The organism is Fibrobacter sp. UWT2 (assembly GCF_900142545.1).
Classification (GTDB): domain Bacteria; phylum Fibrobacterota; class Fibrobacteria; order Fibrobacterales; family Fibrobacteraceae; genus Fibrobacter.
This window is the reverse complement of the sequence record NZ_FRBF01000007.1, coordinates 65,094-85,406: the sequence shown is the minus strand read 5'-3', so window position 1 is coordinate 85,406 and position 20,313 is coordinate 65,094. Positions and strand designations below refer to the sequence as shown.

General features: G+C 50.8%; 13 protein-coding genes. 9 read left to right on the top strand and 4 right to left on the bottom strand.

The window, feature by feature from the left end:
- The first annotated feature begins 59 nt into the window (after positions 1 to 59).
- Positions 60 to 1,166 carry a family 16 glycosylhydrolase gene (locus BUA40_RS06595; protein WP_072799789.1) on the top strand — a complete coding sequence of 369 codons (1,107 nt, stop codon included), beginning with the start codon at positions 60 to 62 and terminating at the stop codon, positions 1,164 to 1,166.
- Between the two features lie 107 nt (positions 1,167 to 1,273).
- Here the strand turns inward: BUA40_RS06595 and pflB are convergent, their stop codons facing one another.
- A complete protein-coding gene (gene pflB / locus BUA40_RS06590; protein WP_072799788.1) occupies positions 1,274 to 3,532 on the bottom strand; it encodes a formate C-acetyltransferase in 2,259 nt (752 codons plus the stop codon).
- A 219-nt stretch (positions 3,533 to 3,751) separates the two neighbouring features.
- Positions 3,752 to 4,759, bottom strand: a complete 1,008-nt coding sequence (gene mltG, locus BUA40_RS06585; RefSeq protein ID WP_083585314.1) for an endolytic transglycosylase MltG — start codon at positions 4,757 to 4,759, stop codon at positions 3,752 to 3,754.
- 97 nt (positions 4,760 to 4,856) lie between these two features.
- Between mltG and BUA40_RS06580 the strand changes: the two genes are divergently transcribed.
- The 7 genes from BUA40_RS06580 (at position 4,857) to BUA40_RS06550 (ending at position 12,833) form a co-directional block, all read left to right on the top strand.
- Positions 4,857 to 5,294, top strand: a complete 438-nt coding sequence (locus BUA40_RS06580) for a hypothetical protein (RefSeq protein ID WP_072799787.1) — start codon at positions 4,857 to 4,859, stop codon at positions 5,292 to 5,294.
- 104 nt (positions 5,295 to 5,398) lie between these two features.
- Positions 5,399 to 8,002, top strand: coding sequence for a cellulase family glycosylhydrolase (locus BUA40_RS06575; RefSeq protein WP_072799786.1), 2,604 nt, complete (start codon positions 5,399 to 5,401; stop codon positions 8,000 to 8,002).
- Between the two features lie 119 nt (positions 8,003 to 8,121).
- Entirely contained in the window at positions 8,122 to 8,826 is a 705-nt protein-coding gene (locus BUA40_RS06570; RefSeq protein WP_072799785.1) for an AzlC family ABC transporter permease, read from the top strand.
- Complete coding sequence (locus BUA40_RS06565; RefSeq protein WP_072799784.1) at positions 8,817 to 9,134, top strand: AzlD domain-containing protein; 318 nt, start codon at positions 8,817 to 8,819, stop codon at positions 9,132 to 9,134. Before BUA40_RS06570 ends, BUA40_RS06565 begins: the two co-directional genes overlap by 10 nt.
- 9 nt (positions 9,135 to 9,143) lie before the next feature.
- On the top strand, positions 9,144 to 9,953 hold the full coding sequence (locus tag BUA40_RS06560) for a hypothetical protein (protein ID WP_072799782.1): 810 nt from the start codon (positions 9,144 to 9,146) through the stop codon (positions 9,951 to 9,953).
- Positions 9,954 to 10,030: 77 nt separating this feature from the next.
- Positions 10,031 to 10,516 carry a type 2 periplasmic-binding domain-containing protein gene (locus tag BUA40_RS06555; protein ID WP_072799780.1) on the top strand — a complete coding sequence of 162 codons (486 nt, stop codon included), beginning with the start codon at positions 10,031 to 10,033 and terminating at the stop codon, positions 10,514 to 10,516.
- A gap of 154 nt (positions 10,517 to 10,670) precedes the next feature.
- Entirely contained in the window at positions 10,671 to 12,833 is a 2,163-nt protein-coding gene (locus BUA40_RS06550) for a fibro-slime domain-containing protein (RefSeq protein ID WP_072799777.1), read from the top strand.
- 44 nt (positions 12,834 to 12,877) lie between these two features.
- Here BUA40_RS06550 and BUA40_RS06545 read toward each other — a convergent pair whose 3' ends face one another.
- Both BUA40_RS06545 and BUA40_RS06540 read right to left on the bottom strand, forming a co-directional pair.
- The gene (locus tag BUA40_RS06545; protein ID WP_072799775.1) at positions 12,878 to 14,263 is read right to left on the bottom strand and encodes an MATE family efflux transporter; all 1,386 of its coding nucleotides are present in this window, start codon (positions 14,261 to 14,263) and stop codon (positions 12,878 to 12,880) included.
- Positions 14,264 to 14,296: 33 nt separating this feature from the next.
- A complete protein-coding gene (locus BUA40_RS06540) occupies positions 14,297 to 15,166 on the bottom strand; it encodes a GGDEF domain-containing protein (protein WP_072799930.1) in 870 nt (289 codons plus the stop codon).
- Positions 15,167 to 15,655: 489 nt separating this feature from the next.
- Between BUA40_RS06540 and BUA40_RS06535 the strand changes: the two genes are divergently transcribed.
- On the top strand, positions 15,656 to 20,125 hold the full coding sequence (locus tag BUA40_RS06535) for a fibro-slime domain-containing protein (RefSeq protein WP_178299572.1): 4,470 nt from the start codon (positions 15,656 to 15,658) through the stop codon (positions 20,123 to 20,125).
- Positions 20,126 to 20,313 lie beyond the last annotated feature (188 nt).

The window sequence follows — 20,313 nt, the reverse complement described above, 5'->3', positions numbered from 1 at the left end:
GGCACTACCTGTTGCCTTTAAAAGGGGGTATATTTATGTTCAAAGAAACGAGGTAGTTTATGAAAACGAAATTCCTTCTCCCGATTATCGCTCTTGGCCTGTTTGCCGCTTGTAACGATGATAGCAGCAGCCCGGCCGCACCGGCTGACCAGAACCAGCCTGTCGTTGTAGATCCTGCTCAGCAGACTGACCCGGCAACTGATCCTGCTCAGACTCCGACGGACCCGGCTACGGATCCTGCAACAACCGATCCCGCCGTTACTGATCCGACCGTGACGGACCCGACTGTAACTGATCCGACTCAGACCGATCCCTCCACCGACCCGGTGGTGACTCCGGATCCTGTGACTCCGCCGGCAGGTAGCGGTTGTAGCGCTATTGCTCGTACGAACCTTACGGTTCCGGCTGTTCCGAACGAAGTGAGCGCCACTGGTAAGTATAACTACTACGGTGCAGAACTTTCCGGTAAGGACCAGTTCAAGTATGGCCGTTTCGAAGCTTGCATGAAGATGGTTTCGATTCCGGGTTCCGTGAGCTCCATGTTCCTTTACTACGATGATTCCTATAGGAATGGCTCGTATGTTTGGAACGAAATTGATATCGAAGTGCTCGGTAAGGGCGGTACTTCTTGGCAGTCCAACATCATTACCCGCGAAGGTGATGAATCTATCAAGAAGAACACTTCTTCTGAAGCAATTCACGAATATGGTTTCGATGCCACCGAAGGCTTCCACCTTTATGCAATCATCTGGACTCCGGATTACGTTGCTTGGGAAATCGACAGCGTCGAAGTTCGCCGTGACTCAATCGGTATCACTCGCGGTACACATGCCGATGCTGACCAGGTTGCGTTCTTGACCGAAGATCAGTCCTTGCGCTTCAACCTTTGGGCTTCCAAGAGCTCTGGCTGGGTGGGCAAGTTTACGGGTGACGAACTCGCTAACGGTCCGCAGGTGCAGTGGATTGACTATGTCCGCGTATACTCCTATGACGAAGCAACGAAGGGCTTTACCCAGCTGTGGCAAGACGATTTCGATGGCGATGACTTCGACAGAGAACATTGGGGCGCCGGTAACTGGGAAATGGAAAAGGTTTCCCTTTCTACCGAAAACGTCGTGGTCGAAGGTGGCTACTGCAAGATGCTCATGACCCGCGAACCGGAGTAATCTAGAATCTAGAACCGCAAACGATTTTCATTATTGTTCTCCTCCATAAAAGCAAAACGCCCCGGAAGTTTACTTCCGAGGCGTTTTTTACTTTCTACAGTCTACTATTATAACACGCCGTGGCAGGTACGGCTGATGACGTCGTCCTGCTGTTCCTTCGTGAGCGAGAGGAACTTGACAGCGTAGCCGGAAACGCGGATGGTGAAGTTCGCGTATTCGGGCTTTTCCGGGTGCGCCTGGGCGTCGAGCAACTTTTCCACGCCGAACACGTTCACGTTCAGGTGGTGTGCGCCCTGGGCGAAGTAACCGTCCATGACGGTGACGAGCTTCTGGGCGCGTTCGTCGTCGCTGTGGCCGAGAGCGTTCGGGCTGATGGTCTGCGTGTTGCTGATGCCGTCGAGCGCGTATTCGTACGGGAGCTTGGCGACAGAGTTGAGCGAGGCCAAGAGGCCGTTCTTTTCGGCGCCGTAGCTCGGGTTTGCACCGGGAGCGAACGGGGCGTGAGCCGGACGACCGTCGGGGAGAGCGCCAGTAGCCTTGCCGTAAACAACGTTACTGGTAATGGTAAGAATCGACGTGGTCGGTTCGGCACCGCGGTAGGTGTGGTGCTTCTTGATCTTTGCGATGAATTCCTTGAGGAGCCAGACGGCGATTTCGTCGGCGCGGTCGTCGTCGTTGCCGTACTTCGGGAAGTCGCCTTCGATCTTGAAGTCCTTCACGAGGCCGTTTTCGCCGCGAACGACAGAAACCTTGGCGTACTTGATTGCGCAGAGGCTGTCGACCACGTGGCTGAAGCCTGCGATACCCGTTGCAAACGTGCGGCGCACGTCGGTATCGATGAGGGCAAGTTCTGCAGCTTCGTAGTAGTACTTGTCGTGCATGTAGTGGATCAGGTTCAGCGTGTTCACGTAGATGCCTGCGAGCCATTCGAGCATGATGTCGTACTTGTGCATCACTTCGTCGTAGTTCAGCACGTCGCCGGTGATCGGAGCGAGTTCCGGACCAATCTGCATGCCGGGCACGAGACCGGCTTCTTCATCCTTGCCGCCGTTGATAGCGTAGAGAAGAGCCTTGGCGAGGTTTGCACGAGCGCCGAAGAACTGCATTTCCTTACCGGTCTGCGTTGCAGACACGCAGCAGCAAATGCTGTAGTCGTCACCCCAAACCGGGCGCATCACGTCGTCGTTTTCATACTGAATCGAGCTGGTCGTTACAGAAATGAAGGCGGCGTATTCCTTGAAGTTTTCAGGGAGGCGCTTGGTGTAGAGAACGGTGAGGTTGGGTTCCGGAGACGGGCCCATGTTTTCGAGGGTGTGCAAGAAACGGAAGTCGTTCTTGGTGACCATCGGGCGGCCATCCTGGCCCATACCGCCAACTTCGAGGGTGGCCCACACCGGGTCACCGCTGAAGAGCTGGTTGTAAGATTCGATACGTGCGAACTTGACCATGCGGAACTTCATGACCATGTGATCCACGAGTTCCTGGGCTTCGCTTTCAGTGAGCGTGCCGTTCTTGAGGTCACGTTCGATATAAATGTCGAGGAAGGTCGAAATACGGCCAACGCTCATGGCGGCACCGTTCTGCGTCTTGATGGCAGAGAGGTAACCGAAGTAGAGCCACTGGAAAGCTTCGCGGGCGTTCGTTGCCGGCTTCGAAATGTCGAAACCATAGCTCTGAGCCATCACCTTCATGGCCTTAAGGGCCTTGATCTGTTCAGCGACTTCTTCGCGCAGGCGAATCACGTCGTCGGTCATGGTACCGTCACCCACGTGGGCGAGGTCGTTCTGCTTCTGCTGGATGATGTAGTCGATACCGTAAAGGGCTACGCGGCGGTAGTCACCCACGATACGGCCACGACCGTAAGTGTCCGGAAGACCGGTCAGCAAGTGAGCCTTGCGCACTGCGCGAATTTCCGGAGTGTAGCAGTCGAACACAGCCTGGTTGTGAGTCTTGTGGTAGTCGGTAAAGATCTTGTGGAGGTCTGCGCTCGGCTGGTAGCCGTACTGCAGGCAAGATTCTTCAGCCATCTTGATACCGCCAAACGGCATGAAGGCGCGCTTCAGCGGCTTGTCGGTCTGGAGACCCACGACCTTTTCCAAGTCCTTGAGGCTTTCGCTGATATAGCCCGGCTTATGGCTCGTAATCGTCGAAACGATGTCGGTGTCCATATCGAGCACGCCGCCCTTCTTGCGTTCTTCGGCCTGCAGCTTCTGGAGTTCACCCCAGAGCTTTTCGGTGGCGTCTGTCGGGCCTGCCAAAAATTCCTTGCCGCCTTCGTATGCGGTGTAGTTGCGTTGAATAAAGTCGCGAACGTTGATCTCTTCTTGCCAGCGTCCACCTTCAAAGCCTTTCCATGCTTCGCTCATGATTTTCCTTCTTTGCTCGGCTGGCCAACGCCATAAATTCAGACAGCCGAGTCTTTCTTTTTGTTGATTTTTGTTTGAGCTCCAATATAGAAAATAAGGGGATTCGCCCAAAGGTGTTCTCGGGACTATATTTTGCTTTCTTAACGAGCGAATTTACAGATTTTGTTTTTTGTAAAGGTCGTAATTTAGGTACTATCAATGAGATAGGATACTTTAAACTTACTCGCCGCGGTTCTTGGCGGCAACGTCCTTGTACTTGTTGTGGTCTGCCAAGTTGGAGCTAAAGAAATGCGTCATGGAGCCATCGTCTTTAGCGACAAAATATAGGGCTTCGGTCTTGGCCGGGAAGAGCGCTGCTTCAATAGCCTTGCGTCCCGGATTAGAAATCGGGCCCGGCATGAGTCCCTTGAACTTGCGGGTATTATAGGGACTGTTGCTGTTGAGCTGGCTCTTGTAGATGGGACCGGTCAGATTCCTGAAGATGAACCGCACCGTGGGGTCTGCCCCCAGCGGCATGCCAATGCGTAGGCGGTTGTGGAACACTCCTGCAATCAGCGGGCGTTCTTCGGGGATGCCTGTTTCTTCTTCGACGACGCTTGCGAGGGTGAGCACCTTGTGCCAGCTGCCGAGCGTCTTCCACATGGAGCCGGGGCGCTTTTCCATTTCGTCGCGGACCTTGAGGTTAGCGGCGACCATGTGCTTCAGAATGGTTTCTTCGTCTGCATCAATGGGAAAGGGATAGGTGTCGGGGAGCAGGTAGCCTTCCAAGGAGCTTGCTTCGACGCCGAGGCTGCGGGCGAACTTCGGGTCTTGGACCAACTTGTTCCAGCGGTTCTCGTCTAGGTTCGGGTAGGCCTTCTTGAGGTAGTCGGGGATCTCCCAGGAGGCTCGACCTTCAGGGATGGTTACGCGGCGCACGGCGACCTTGCCGCTTGCGATAATGTCTAGGACCTGGGGCAGCGTGAGCCCTGCGGGAATTTCAAACCACCCGGCCTTGAGGCTCGGGTTCAACCTTTTCATGGTCAACCGGAAGGCGAGGTCGTCGCTCCAGATTCCGTTCTGCTTTAGAATCTGGAAAACTTTTGCCGGGGAACTTCCTTTGGGGACTTCCAAAAGCACGGTTTGGGTGTTTTGAGCCTTTTCACCCATCCTGGACTTGAGGTTTACGGTCAAAAAAGTGCCCAAAAGTGCCAAAATGATGGCCAAAATAAGTAAAATCTTCTTCATATCGCAAAAATTTAAAAGAAATCGTGACGAAAGTCAAAAATAAAAGGTATATTCGTACTTGCATTGTCAAGTTTTTAACCTGTTTCTGAGGAAAGATATGAAAAAGGTGCTCTTAATTGCTCTTGCTCTCATGGTTAGCGTTTCTTTCGCTGCTGGCAAGAAGGTTAAATCTAAGCTGGGTGACGTGGACCTGACCAAGGAAAAAGATGGTGGTTCCGTTGTTTGTACCGCAGGCTTTAATGACGAACTGACTATCCTTAAGGATGGTGAAACCGAAGTGCTCGTGAAGGGTCCTTGCGGACAGGGTTGGGTTCAGAAGTCTAAGGTTGAATATGTTGCTCAGGCTGCAGGCGACAAGTCCATGAAACTCGATCAGGTGGACGTGGTCGGCTGGCTCGATAACCCCAGTGCCGTGTTCGTGTTGGAAAACGATGACCTCGACCTCGACGGTGTGAACATCGATCGTGACTTCAAGGAATACTTGCAGCACACGATGGACCGCGAACAGATGGAAATGCACAACAACGAAAACTAATTCGTTGCATCACATTGCGTCTTTTGTAGCCCGGCTAACCGCCGGGTTTTTTATGTGTTTTAAATCACGTGGAAATTTGACCTAAAAATTCTAAATTTGGGCCCATGAAAATTTCTAGAATTGCAAATCTCTTTGGCCTTACGGTGCTTGCCGCAGGGTTTATTTCTCTTTCGTCCGCTGCCGTTACCCCGACCCGCGTGGGCCCAGTGAGCCAGTATGGTCAGCTGCAGGCTGGTAAGAATTCTCAGAACTATGGACGTATTTATGGTAGTTGTAAGGGTGTGACCGCCGGTAACGAAGTTGCCGTGCAGGGCATGAGCCTTTTCTGGAGCATGGCTAGTGGTGACGAAGGTCCGGCTTATTGGAACGGAAAAACGATTTCTGGACTTGTGGAAAAACAGAACATCCAATTGATTCGTGGCCCTGTCGGTGTTGATGGCGATTGGAAAAATGGAAACGGGAACTATTTTACAAATACGAATTTCCATAGGAATTTAATGGATTCGGTGGTGACGGCCGCCATTAAAAATGACATCTACGTGATTATCGATTTCCATAGTCATTGTGCAGAACAGATTACGAGTGATGCACAGTCGTTCTTTAGCTATATGGCTGAAAAATGGGGCGGCTATGACAATGTGATTTTTGAAATCTACAATGAGCCCAAGAACAATTGTTCTGACAGCTGGTTTGACCTGAGCGGAGCCCAAAACTACTGGAAAGAAAAAATTGCTCCGTATGCAAAAACGATTATCAAAACAATTCGTACTTATTCCGACAACCTGATTGTGGTGGGAACTCCCTACTTCGATCAGTATACCAATGCGGCTCTTGCCGAACCGCTCAATGATGCTAATGTGGCATATTCGTTCCACTACTATGCGGGTGATGACCCGTATCGCCACACGACGACTGACCAGGGTGCTAGAGCCGAAAAGGCGATGGAAGGCGGACTTTCTGTATTCGTGACCGAATGGGGAAATTCTGCGCCGAGCGGCAATGGTGGCTTCAATAAGGATTATAGCAGTACTTGGTATCAGTGGATGACCAAGAATCAGCTGTCAGGTGCAAACTGGTCTGTATCGAATAAGAGTGAAACGGCTTCCTATTTTAGTGGTGGCGCTTGGAATTATTCGGAAAGCGGTAAATGGGTAAATGAAAATGTGTTTGCTCCGATTCGTAATCAGGTGTACACGGCCTGTGCTGCAACGCCTGCATCGTCTAGCTCTAGTGTCGAATCTTCTAGCTCTAGTGCAAAGCGCGAAACGGTCTTTGAACTCACTAGCGGTAATGCGAACCAGACGGTGACTGCCGGCGATTCCATTAACCCGATTGTCTATCGCTATAATGACAATGTGACTCAGGTTTTCTTGTCTGGCCTTCCGAAAGGCTTTGGTAGCGTACTTGATACGAATGCGAGAACGTATTCTATTAAGGGGGCCTCTGAAGCATCCTTGCGCGATTATGAGTTTACCTATACGGTAACCGTGACTGGCGTCGACTCGAATACGACCGCAACGGGTAAGATCACCATCAAGCACAAGCCTGTTGCGACAACGATTGTCGTTACGGAAAATGCGACGCAGACGGTTGTTGCCGGCGACTCCATTTTGCCGATTGTATTCCGTTATGAGTACTTGGATTCTATTGCGGCGAGCGGCGTTCCCGAAGGAACCATCAACTTGCAGATGGATAGGTCTACAAAGACGATTACGCTTGCCGGTGCTGTCAAGGAAACTCTCCGTGATCATGAATATACTTTGAAATTGGATGTTTTTGGACCGGATAACAACGCCTCTGCTACGGCGAAGGTGATAGTTGTGGTGCCCAAGTCCAGCAGCTCCGCTGAATCTAGCTCCAGCGAAGAATCGTCTAGTTCCGAAGAAGTGTCCAGCTCCAGCGAAGAAGTTTCTAGCTCGAGTGAAGAATCCTCTTCTAGTGAAGCCTCTAGCTCCAGTGTTGAAGAATCCAGCAGCTCTGTAGAATCTTTGAGTTCTGAATCGGAATCTTCTAGCTCCGCAGAACCGGAACTGTCCAGCAGCAGTGTTGAATCCAGCTCCAGCGAAGGAGTTTCTAGCTCGAGTGAAGAATCCAGCAGCTCTGTAGAATCTTCGAGTTCTGAATCGGAATCTTCTAGTTCCGCAGAACCGGAATCGTCCAGCAGCAGCGTTGAATCTAGCTCCAGTGTTGAGGAATCTAGCAGCTCCGCTTATGCCGAAGTGTTGGTGGTTGGCCACATAGAACAATCTGCAACGCCAAACGGCAAGTTTGAAGAAATCGTATTCCAGAATGTGGTGACGGCAGTTCGCAAAACCTACAACTTGCATTTTGTGACCATGACTCAGTCCGGAAGTGAATATATCGTTTCTGCGACTACGGTGCCTGATTACTTTACGCCTGGCGATTATGTAGAAACCTTGACCATCAATGGTCAAACCTACGAAATCAAGCTTTCCGTGACTGAACATACGACCTTTGCTACAGCACCTGTGGCAAGTCCGATTCTGCTTGCGGTTGAAAACCGTACGCTCCATGTTTCGGGTTCCGATATGGTCCGTCTCGACGTGTTCGATATGCAGGGGCGCCCGGTTGTAGGCTTTAAGCAGGTGAGCGGTTCTGTCGCTCTCGACATGCTCCGCCAGGGCAATTACGTTGTGCGCGTGCGTGCGGGTTCCAATAGCTTGACTCGCCGGATTTCGATCAAGTAGTCGTCAATCTGACTGTTTGAAATGAGTCCCGCTTCGAAGGATAATTCGAGACGGGATTTTTATGCATAAATTTATATATCTGCATAGTTTTGTTATAAAGTTTTTCTATATTTGCGCCCATGAAATTTTCAAATGGTGTAAAAGACGGACTTCCGATTGGACTCGGCTATTTCGCCGTGTCGTTTTCGTTCGGAATTGCCGGGTCCAAGCTGATTAGCTGGCCGCTGGTCACCTTTATTTCGATGACGAACTTGACCTCGGCCGGGCAGTTTGCCGGGCTCCAGATTATGTCCGATGCCGCCGGCACTTTTATCGAAATGGCGATCGCCACGTTCTTTATCAACTTGCGTTATAGCTTGATGGCGATTTCTTTGTCGCAAAAGGTGGCGCCCTCGTTCGGTACGTTCAAGCGCCTGATGCTTGCAACGGGAATTACCGACGAAATTTATGCGCTTGCCGTAAGTCAAACTCAACCTGTGACTGCCCGGTATTTTGCAGGCCTTATGGTGCTCCCGTATATCGGCTGGTCTTCGGGTACAATGTGCGGTGCAATTTGTGGTGAAATTTTGCCTGCTGTTGTGACGAACGCTTTGGGCGTTGCCTTGTATGGAATGTTTGTGGCCATTGTGGTGCCGCAAATGAAGGCGCACCGCCCGACTTTGGTTGCCGTGCTGATTGCGATTGCCTGCAGCCTTGCGTTCAAGTATGTTCCTGCTCTGAGCGGTGTCACGGTCGGTTTTGCAATCATTATTTGCGCGCTCGTTGCCTCGCTCTTGGGTGCCGCCTTTTTCCCGGTTAAAGACGAGGAGGACGCATGCACTTAAGAGATTACTTCTTGTTCCTGCTTGTGATGGCGGGCGTTACCTACTTGCTGCGTGCGGTGCCGTTCGTTCTCTTGAAGGGTAAAATTAAGAGCCGTTTCTGGCGATCCTTCTTGGCATATGTGCCGTACACGGTGCTTGCCGCGATGACCGTGCCTGCGATTCTCTATTCGACCGACAGTAAGCTTTCGGGGGCATGTGCCCTAGTGGCGGCAGTCGTCGCTTCGCTTCTTGGCCTTGGCTTGGTGGGCGTTGCCGTGGTCGCTTGCGTGACTGTTCTCGGCGTCGACGGCATCTTGATGCTTTTCTAAATTTATTTTATGCTCCCCGAACAATGGAAAAAGATTCAGGACATCTGCGATAAGTTGTCCAAAGTCACCTACGAGAACTTGACGAAAATTATTCGTCTGGAATCGACGGGTAGTTCCACAGCCGCGCAAAAGCTCGATGACAGCTTTCAGAACGATGTAGACGCCTGGATGGGCGGCGGTACCTGCTTCAGTATGACATGGCACTTGTATCAAGTGTTCAAAGATATGGGGCTTTCGCCGCGTTTGGTGATGGGTCACAAGCGCAAGGAAAAGAATATCCACTGCGCATTGATATTGCCGGATCCTGATTCTCTCTCGCCTCTCGTCTGTAGCGAGTTTACGAGCGCCCTCTCGTCTACTGAATATCTCTTCGATCCCGGTTACCTGATTTTTGACCCGCTCCCGATTCCCTTGCCGCCTCCGCAAGGCAAGGGATCAGCCTTCTTTCCGCTGGTCCCGAACTGCGTAAGGCTGGACCGCCCGACCGTCGATTCCATGGCCTTATGGACGGGCGGTGCGGGAGCTCCGATGAAGCTCCGCTTCGAATATCCGGTCGAGGGCGTTTCCGTTGAAGAATTCAAGCAACATTGGAATGAAAGCTTCTACCGTGAAATGATGACTTACCCGGTGCTGAACCGCCTGGACCGCGAACGTGGCGTGCAGTACTATTATCAAAAGGGCAACCTCGTGACTCGCGATGCCAACGGTTCCCGCATCGAAAAGATCGAGGAATCCGTTCGCGTAGAAACCTTGAGTCGCATCTTTGACTTGAAGCCCGAACTCATTGAACGAGCTCTAGTCATCTTGAAAAAGTGTTAATTTTTCTTGATATAGCGGTTTTTTCCCCCCGAACCTCAAAAAAATTATATTTTTGCTACAAATCAAAGAGGTTTATTATGAAGAAACTTGCCCTCGCGGTCCTGTCTGTCGTTTCGTTGGCCCTTATGGCTTGCGGTCCTTCCAAACTCGAAATCCAGGAAGCCTCTTCCCAGAGCGACGTGATTCTCGAAGTTCGCCAGGTCCTGAACGACTCCATTAGCTTGTTCGTGGGCAATACCTTCTATCTGAACTCCAAGCAGGTCATTTCCGATGCGATGTACCCCCTTCTGGTGAGCACCCGCGACCCCTCGGAACTTGAAAAGCCGACTGCAACCGATATTCTCAATAGCGACGAAGACCTGTTGAACTACCTGCGTCGTTCGTCTCCGGATCTGATGAACGTGGGCATTGTGATTGGCGAAACCGCCTACAACGAAATCGGCTTCGAAGAAGCTGACGTGGTTGCCAAGCTTACTGCCATTTTCAAGAAGGTGCAGGGGGGCTCGCTGGTTCTTTTCCACGAAAAGGGCGGCGAACTTACCGATATGAAGAAATTGTACTAGAAATCAGTGCACATAAAGGCTCTCTCAAAACAGCGAAGATGTAACGGACGTTACATCTTTTTGTTTTTAGGGCGTTTTGTAAAAAAATACTTGCCTGATGTAAGATTTTCGTATATATTTACGTTGTCCATTATGGAAAATTAGGAGGTTCTATATGAACAAATTGTCTGTTATGGCTTGTGCCGCGTTGGTGTGTTCTGCGGCATGGGCTGGTCAAAAGCATTTCTTTATGGTGGTTCCGCCCAATATGCAAGAATGGGTGGCGTCGGCTCCCATGATCAGTACCGATGGTGGTGTAACTGGCAAGCCTATGACGGCTTACGCATATCTGTGCGGCTGGTACGAGTATACGTTTGCCGACGATGAAGTTACTGATAACGTGGTGATTTTCCGCGATGACGATGCTGATCGCGAAGATATGCTTGGCATGAACGGCAACTGGGAGACCGGTTCGGTGGCGTCTCCGATACCGATGAAGATGATTTTTGATATGGGGGGTGATTCCCTGTATTTTGTGCCAGATGAGTCGATGAAGACCAATGAAGACGGTTGGTATTTTCATGAAAGTGAAGTGACTTCGATAGAAGGCGTCTGTTCGTACGAAATGTCATGGATCGTCTATGATTCCGATGCCAAGCTGCATCCGGCATTCTCTTGCTACTCTCAGGGGGGCGAAGGTTGCCAGGCCGGTGCTCAAGGAGTTGACCTTGAAACGGCTCTCAAAGCGGTAAACGATTGTATCGGTGTGACTTCGGGACTTGTAGAAACGACTCTTGATCCTACAACGAAAAAGCCCAAGCTGACTACTGCCGGTAAGAAGTGCTTTCTTGAAGAAAAGTACTTTGACCAGCTGTTCAATTACACGCAAGGCGTAAACGAAATGAGCTGCTACGACATGCCTGTTTTGCACATGGAACGTGGCGGTTGGTGGGAATTCAGCTCCGATTACTATATGCCGTTAGGAACTTCCGCTATTGGAGGATTCTTCCCGGTAGAACAAACGGATGATGCTTCTGTGAAACTTGCAAACTCGGACCAGACTCCGCTTGCGGCTGCACGCGTCAAACGCGATGCCGAAGGCCCGGTGTTCTATGGCCCGTCGCTTAGAAAACTCGATTCTGTGGAAGGCGTTCCTGTAATGGACTTGTTGTGCAATGGTCCGGGTTGGAGCAAGGGACATAATTGCGAGGGCATTTTCCGTGATGGCTCAACCACTGAAGAGTTTATTCAGACCGCTCTTAAGTTGCCGAGAACATTTCCGGACAATTGCGTGCTTGGTTGGAGCTGCCCCGACGCAGCTCCTGAAGGTTGGCCATTCTTTGAATATGGAACAGATAAACAGGTGCAGAAAGGGGCGATACAATCAGAATACCGCTGGGTATCCATGGTTAAAACCGATGGAACCGGTGGACGCAACCATCATTTCTGCTATGAAACCCATGCCAAGTTTACCTATAAGCCGGGTCTTCGCTTGGCTCTTCGCGGTAGCGATGACATTTGGGCGTTTATCGATAACAAGCTGGCCATTGACTTGGGCGGAGTCCACCTGGATGCTCCGGGCTATGTAGATCTTGATGCCTTTGAAGGCGCTAGCGGCAAACTTGAAGTCGGCGCTCAGTACGATGTAGATATCTTTGCATGCGACCGCCGCACGACAATGAGCAATTTCGAAATCAGCACGAATATGTTCCTGGCTCAACTGCCTAAGTCTGCAATTACCATAAAGGGTGCAAAGTCGGCTGATCATCAGTCTGCAGCATCTTATAGCATTTGCTACACAACGACGACTGCTGGTACTTGCGGAATGGGTGCTGAACCAGTGACTGTTTGCGATACAATCACTCCGTCGACTATCTCTTATACGTTGGTCAAGGGTCATTCTGTAACGGATTCTGTTGTAGAAGGCTTTGATAAGATTTCTACTCCGGGCGTTTACAAGGGTGGCTTCGATCTCTCAAATCTTTCCAAGCCCATAGTCGATAAATCCAAGATTGTGTTGCCGGAAGGCTATTACACCTTGTTCGTGAATATTGATGGCAAGGCGGCAAAGGTGATGAGCTTCCGCGTTGGCACCGACGCAATCAAGCCCGTGGCTTCTGCAGTTAAGTCTCTCTTTGCGGTCAGAAACGACATGCGTTCCGCCCTTACTATTTCCGTGACGAATGCGGCTTCCGCCAAGTTCGCCGTGATGGATCTGCAGGGACGCGTGGTGCGTCAGGGCGCACTCGCTGGTGCTGAAACGGTGGTGCCGAACCTCAAGCCGGGTTCATACATCGTGAAAGTTGCCCGCGAAACCCGCCGCGTGACCGTCCGCTGATGTCATCCTGAAGTCATGCTGAACTTGGTTCAGCATCAGCATTCCTACTTAAGCTTCTTAAGCTCATGCCACAGCATGCAAAGCCCAATAACAGCAGCACCCGTGTCTGCAATGGGCTGCGCCATGAACACTCCCTTCAGCTCAAAGAAGTGGGGGAGTACAAGCAAGAACGGTATAAGTAAAATCACTTGACGACAAGCGTTCAGGAACATAGCCCTGAACGCTTTTCCTGTACCCTGGAAAAAGTTCCCCGACACCATGCCGAAGGGAATCATAAAGAAGGCTGCCGCAAAAATGCGCATGGCCCAAGCCGAAAGTTTGATGAGTTCAGGATCGTTCGGCGCAAACGGTGCCACGAAGGTTTCTGCCTGCCACATGAGAATTGCCCAAGTGGCGAACATAAAGCTGCCCGCATAAATAAAGGTGAACTTGAGGGTGGCCTTGACGCGGCTATTGAGGCGTGCTCCATAATTGTAGCCGATAATCGGCTGCGTTCCGTGCACAAATCCAAGCAGAGGCAGAATGACAATGCAAACAATGCTGTTGGTAATACCGAAAGCGGAAATCGCCATGTCGCCTCCGGAAAGCGCACCCGTCGTCTTGACGCTGATGTTACCGTAGGTGGTGAGGCTCCAGGCCAAAATGGCATTCATCAGGCTGTTGCAAATCTGCATCACGGAAGGTGGAAGACCGAGAATGTAGATTTTGCGGACATAGGCGGCATGCAACTTCATGTGGCGCCAGCGAATCTTGATCGGCGATGATTTCTTGACAAAGAACTGCGTAATGAGAGCCGATGCTACCAGCTGCGATGCGATGGTCGCCCAGGCGGCACCCTCGATACCCCAGTGGAATTTCATGATAAAGAGGTAGTCGAGAATGATGTTCGTGACAGCACCCGCGATTTCGCGGAACATGGCCGTTTTCGGGTGGCCCATCGAACGGATAAAGTGGTTCATGCCTGGGGCGATTGTCTGGAAGGCTGCACCGCACAAAATGATGCGCATGTAGCTGCTGGCGACAGGCAAAGTCTGCTCGCTCGCGCCAAACAACTTCAGGAGCGGTTCCATAAAGATTTCGCCCAGCGTGAACGCTCCAATTGCCATCAAAATCAGGAGCGAAAAGGAATTGTTCAGAATGATGCTTGCCTGGATGTACTTCTTTTGCCCGAGGCGAATCGCGAATAGCGTGTTGCCGCCTACGCCCACCATCATGGACATGGCCATCATGAACAGGAAAATCGGAAAACAGAGCGTAATGCCTGCGATGCCGAGGCTGCCGACGCCCTGGCCCACGAAAAAGCGGTCGACCACGTTGTAGAGGGCGTTCACCAGCATGCTGATGATGGCCGGGACCGAGAACTGCAAAACCAGTTTCGGGATACTTGCGGTACCAAAGGAATTAAGGCGCTCGGAATTCAAACTTGACATTTCGGCGCCAAAGATAGAATTTTTCTTTACAATTTAAAAGGCTACCTGATTACGGCCGCCCTCTTTGGCGACGTAAAGCAGTCGGTCGCATTCGGCAATCAATTCCTCGATTTTGCCGATTTGTTCGCCCTGGCGGCTAGCCAGCCCTAAAGAAATTGTCACCGGGATAATGGTGTCCTTCCACGAAAAACGATGACGTTCTACTGCCGAACGGAGGCGTTCGGCGCTCTTTTTGGCGTCTTCGGGGCCAATGCCCCCCAAAAGCAGTACGAATTCTTCACCGCCGTAACGGGCCAACAGGTCGGATTCGCGCTTTTCTTCTTTGAGGATTCGGGCGATTTCTTTAAGAACCATGTCTCCACACTGGTGACCCCAGGTGTCGTTCACGCGCTTAAAGTGGTCTGCGTCGACCATGATGGCGTGAACGTAATAGTTGTTGCGGCGAGCGAGTGCCAGCTCGCCTAAGCTACGGTCCATAAATGTGCGGCGGTTGCTTATTTTAGTAAGCGGATCCATGGTGGCCGCTTCGTAGAGTTCGCGGTCAAAGGCTTCTTCGCTCGCGTCCTTGAAGTCAACTTTCAGCACCATTTTGCCGATTTGCAGGCGGTTATGGTCCTCCAGCTTGCTTTCGCTGATGGGGGAGCCGTCCACAAAAGTGCCGTTGGTACTGCCTAGGTCCTTGACGGTTACGTCGATGCCATCGAAGGTAACGGCGCAGTGCTTGCGGCTTACCAGTTCGTCGTCCATGCGGATGTCGGCATCCTGGCCACGACCTAAAACCACCGTTCCCTTTTCAAGCGGAATCTGCTTGAACTGGTTTTGCGGGTACAGCACAATCAGGTGCGGTCGCAGGGGGGCGACTGGCAACTTGATGGTGTTTCCGCTGGCGATTGTTCGGTCCATGTCTTGCATAAGCACTCCGTGTTGCTCAGAAATGTAGTAAAATAAGTAGACTATAGACTGCTGGGTAGGATTCGGTTGTTTGAGGACCTCCCGAATATGCCCAGAATCCCGTCTGTGCGGCAAACTTTTATTTACAGAATTGCGAAAAAGTGCCGAAATTTGAATAAAAAGGGCGTTTTTGGGGGCTTTATATATGCTAAAGTAATTGTGTAAAGAAAAATACAGAAAAAAATGTCCGTTTTTTAACAGAAAAGGATATTTTTACGGGTGGATATTGGCGTCCCAAAAAGACCGGTCTTTTTGGTATGCCAATAAAAGGAAGTCATGAAAATGAGAAGAACTGAGATTCCTTTAAGGAAGGTTTCGTTTTGGAAATTAGCTTTGACCGCTAGTCTGCTTGTTTTTGGGGTGCAGACTGCGTGGTCTCAGAATCAATTGTGTCAGGGTACCTTGCATTTTAAGGCCCCCAGTGGCTGGGGGTTCCCGTATGTGGGCGGGTTTAATGTAAACCAGCTTAAGAGAATGACGTCTAATGCGGCAACGGGGTATTATGACTATGAACTGGACAATTTGGGCATAAAAGACAAGCTCTTTTTTGCTATTGGTAACAGGATGACGCCTGCTGGTAGCACCATTGTCACTGCGAAGGGCTTCGGTATACAGCCTTCTAATGGTAAAGATGACGCGAACTGGCCGACCAACGATGCCGACATTCCGTGTCCGGGCGCAGGCAACGAAGTCTGGGTTCTTGAAGATCCCAAGAATCCGGGCAAAACAATCGTTTCTAACACCGAACCCGATATCAAGTACTTCTATGTCTTGGTTCCGGATGACGAAGGTTGGAAGGCAACCGTTCCGATGTGGTCTCCCGATGGAACTTACGAAAGTCGCAAGCCGTTGAAGGTTGACCCCGATATGTGTGGCTGGTACTATGCCGTTTGGATGGATGAACCCATGCCGGAACAGTTCATTATCCTCAAGGATGACGATGAACTGTTGGAAGACCCTATCGGTGTGGATGGCTGGGGTGAACCCCTGACGCCGTTCCCGATGAATGTCTTCTTTGATGCCTATACTTCTAACAAGATTTACTTTATTGCTGACCCTGAAAAGGTGGATGAACTGTTGTTGACGTCTTCCATTTCTGAAGTGGATCCGCAGGTGGATGGTAACTGCTCTTACGAATTGGCAGCCTTCCTTTACGATACCGATGCCAGCTTGCATGGCGCTTTTACTTGCGATGCTTATCCGGTTGAAGGATCGAATGGTTGCTATGTGGCTACGGCGAAATATAATTTCCCTGGAAACGGACAAGCCAATACCGTGCCTTGTATTGGTGTGACCCCGGGAATTGTCAGTGCTGATTTGAATCCGGCAACCAAGAAACCGACTTACAATGTTAACAGTAAATGTTTTGCAAGCGAAGAAGCTTTCAATGTGATGTTTACTGAAACTCCGGGCGTGAACGTAGCCCATTGCCGCAACGTGAAGTTTGACCTGGCGAAGGACGGTATGTGGGAATACGATTCCTATAACGAGCCCACGGGTGCGTTCACCATTTTGAATGATGTGGTTTGCGATCCGGGTGACGCTACTTGTAAGGCGGCTTCTACGCTTAGAGCAGGTAAGGGTAACGTGGCGTATGGTGTTGGCGAAAGCGCCGGTGCCGGTAATACGAAGAATAATGTGTCTGCCGCTGCAACTCGCAAATTGGGTCAGGTGTACGACTGGTCTGCGATTGAACCGAATTCTGGCTTGCCCTATATTGACTTGTACCCTGTGACTGCAGGCGAGTTTGCTAGCGGTACTTATCCCAATGTTTATGATAACTCGACTTGGGATGCCCGTATTGAAGGCATGAACAATCAGATGTTCTGCTTCGAATCCCATGCAAACTTCACCTATCGTGCCGGCATGCAGTTCATGTTCCGCGGTGACGACGATATTTGGGTGTTTATTGATAACAAGCTCGCTGTGGACCTTGGCGGTACCCATTTGGCAGCCCCGGGTTTTGTGAACTTGGATGAGTTTACCGGTTCTAGCGGTGCTCTGGTTGCGGGTAATACTTACGATATCGACATCTTCTTCTGCGACCGCCGTACTGATATGAGTAACGTGCGTATCAAGACGAACATGTACATCCAGCAGAAGACCGCTATTTCTGCCAAGGGTAAAAAGGCTGCGGGCAATCCGGCCGAAACTGACTATACCCTTTGCTTCACCAAGACAGGTGACGGTTCTTGCGCCGCTGCCGCTGCAGGCATCGGTTCTGGTTCCCAGACCTATTGCGGTGCCGAAATTCTCCAGGCCGGCTATGTGCCTTCTTACACTCTGGTTAGTGGTAGAAAGTACGGCGAAAACGTGGTTCTTGGATTTGATAACGTTTCTCAGCCGGGTGTCTACAAGTGCGGTATCGACTTGACGGATCTTTCTTTCCCCAAGGTGGACAAGCAAAAGACTTGCTTGCCGGGCGGTTTCTACACCATGTTCGTGACGATTGACGGCAAGACCCAGAAGGTCATGAGCTTCAAGACGACTGGTGAAGTGGACGTGCTTTATAAGAACGGTAATGCGATTTCCGTGGATGACGAAACGGGCGAAATTACCCAGAGGGGGCACTACGAATTGCAGGAATCCGCTATGGGCGGCGAAAGGGTTCCGGTCTATATTTCTAACGTGGCTCCGCCGACTGAAGGTTCTACTTCCGAAGAACTGGAAGTGTTCCCGGATGACGCCATTGACATGACCTATACCCTCGAACATGATCCGTTGTTGCAGGTGTATGAAAGAACTGTTGATCCGGCAACAGGTGCAGAAACTTATACGCGTATCCGTCTGGGTACCCAGCGTAAGATTGGCGCATCTGGTGTAGATACTGTCTATGTAACGGTGCCGATGGCTGATTTGCAGCTGCCGATTACCCCGTTCAAGATCAATGTGCAGGGTCGAGAAAATGGACAGACCATTTACTTCTACTTGCCGCAGATTACCTTTATCGAATCCATTCCGGAACCGGGTGAAACGCCTACGTCTGTCCGCGGACAGACTGCTAAGGCCGATGGCTCCTTTGACGAATACTGGGTCGGTTCTATCTATGATATGTACCTGGCCATAGTGCGTCCGAACCCCGATGGTTCCTATAGCCCGTGTATCGAAGAATGTAACGGACTCACCATTCATGCGGGTGTGGGCGATGGCAAGACCTCTCCGAGTATTTCCTTCATTCCTGAAGAAACGATGTTCGTGAACGGCTATGCCACGATTTCGATCAACGCTTTGGTGGAATACCGTTGGGACTTGGATCCAGCATACAACCATCCTGCAAAGATTGTTGCTGAATACAATGACTATGTGTTTGCCGATTACTATCCGATGTACTTCCGCAACCCGCCGGTACCGTTCCCGAAGTTTGCTGACGTGTTCGATACCAAGGGTGCTGTGCCGACTCTGGAACACAAGATTCCGGATCCGTACTTCAGCATGACTACGGAATACTTGGATGGTATTGGTGACTCCGTTGCCATTTACTATGACCGCCGTATTCACCACGACTCCCTGCCGACTCGCGTTTGCGTGATGTGGGATTCTACGGTGGCTACGGAACATAACCCCTATGAAGAAGGCTATTCTAACGATCCGAGCGACAAGTCTATCTTCTGTAACGAACTGGTGTCGGTTGACTTGAACAACATCGACTGCTCCATGGCTCGTGAAGACTCTCTCTACTGCTCCAACGTGATTATGATTGGCGGCCTCACGCTTTCTGAAGGTGTCAAGACGGCCGGTGTGGGTAGAGTATTCTCTTACGCTGAATTCGAAGATAAGGGTAAGAAGATGAAGAGAGGCTATAAGGGCGCCGTGATTGACCGTATTGCACCGGTTCCGCTGCGTGCCGAAGTGCGTACTCTTAAGAACGGTGACCAGCTGACGGATTACGACAGCCTTGTGGTGATTATGTCTGAACCTGTGAAGCTTGTTACTTCTTCGAACAGAAAGACGGCTCTGGACTTCTACCTGAATTCTGCAATTGAATTGTCTGATGCTAGCCGCTATGTGTCCGCCCTGGGTGGTGCAGCTGCGGTTGTAACGGCTCAGAACGATCCGGCTTTGGGCTCCGACGAAAAGACGGGTGAAGGCCGTATCAAGTATATGTACCAGCGCGGCAGCGTTTCTCCGCACGTGGGCGACTATGTGCGTATGGGTGGTGACCTCACGACGGTATTCTGGTCTGATACCACGAACATTGTTCCGCAGGGTACCGATGCCGAAACGCTTCGTGCTGTTGCCGACGCTAGCTACTATTGGAACTCTCCGACACCTTACAACGAAACCAAGCGCATCCCGTCTCCGTGGGTGGCTGTCACGGGTGACGCCGAAATCGCTGTGAACGAAAACAAGTTTGCTTCGACTTCGAACGCTCCTGCTGGCGAAAAGGTTCCGCCTGTAACGGTGCATGGCTACCGCACGACAATGACCAAGGCTGAAATCTTGGCCGCAGAAAATGGCAAGCCCGGTCACATTGTCAAGGCTGACATGTATGCCTTGTACAACGGTCTCTCCGATGCCGAACGTGCCGCTGTGGCTCCGCAGGATATCTACTTCTACTACGAAGTGGAATACTTCACCAACCTGGGTAACTTTGTAGCCAGCAAGAAACAGAAGATTTACTGCGATGACAAGAAGAATACCGAAATTGATCCGGTAACGGGCAAGCAGATTCAGTACTTCAATGGTGGTACCTGTATTGATGCGGGTATGGACCGCAACTTCTTTATCGGTTGGAACATGCGTGCGGACAATGGCCGCGAAGTGGGCACCGGTGCCTACATCGTGAAGCTTAAGTCGTATGTAAAACTCGGTTCTTCGGGTAAGGAAGCTAAGCAGGAAAGTACATCCGTTTGGGGTGTCAGACGCTCCCCGAAGCCGAATACGGATTACTTGAAGCAAGCTGCTAAGTAAGTCTGAAAAAGCCTAGTGTTGAAAAGGAATTTTTACACTAGGCTTTTTTCTTGTGACGAAACTCACTTTGTTTCGTTTTTATAAGTTTCTGTACACAAAAGTCACGTTTTTTTCACAAAAAAACGAGAAAAATCATTTGGCTTTTTGGGCAAAAAAGGGTAAATTTGAGGGCGGTCTATTGCATTTCA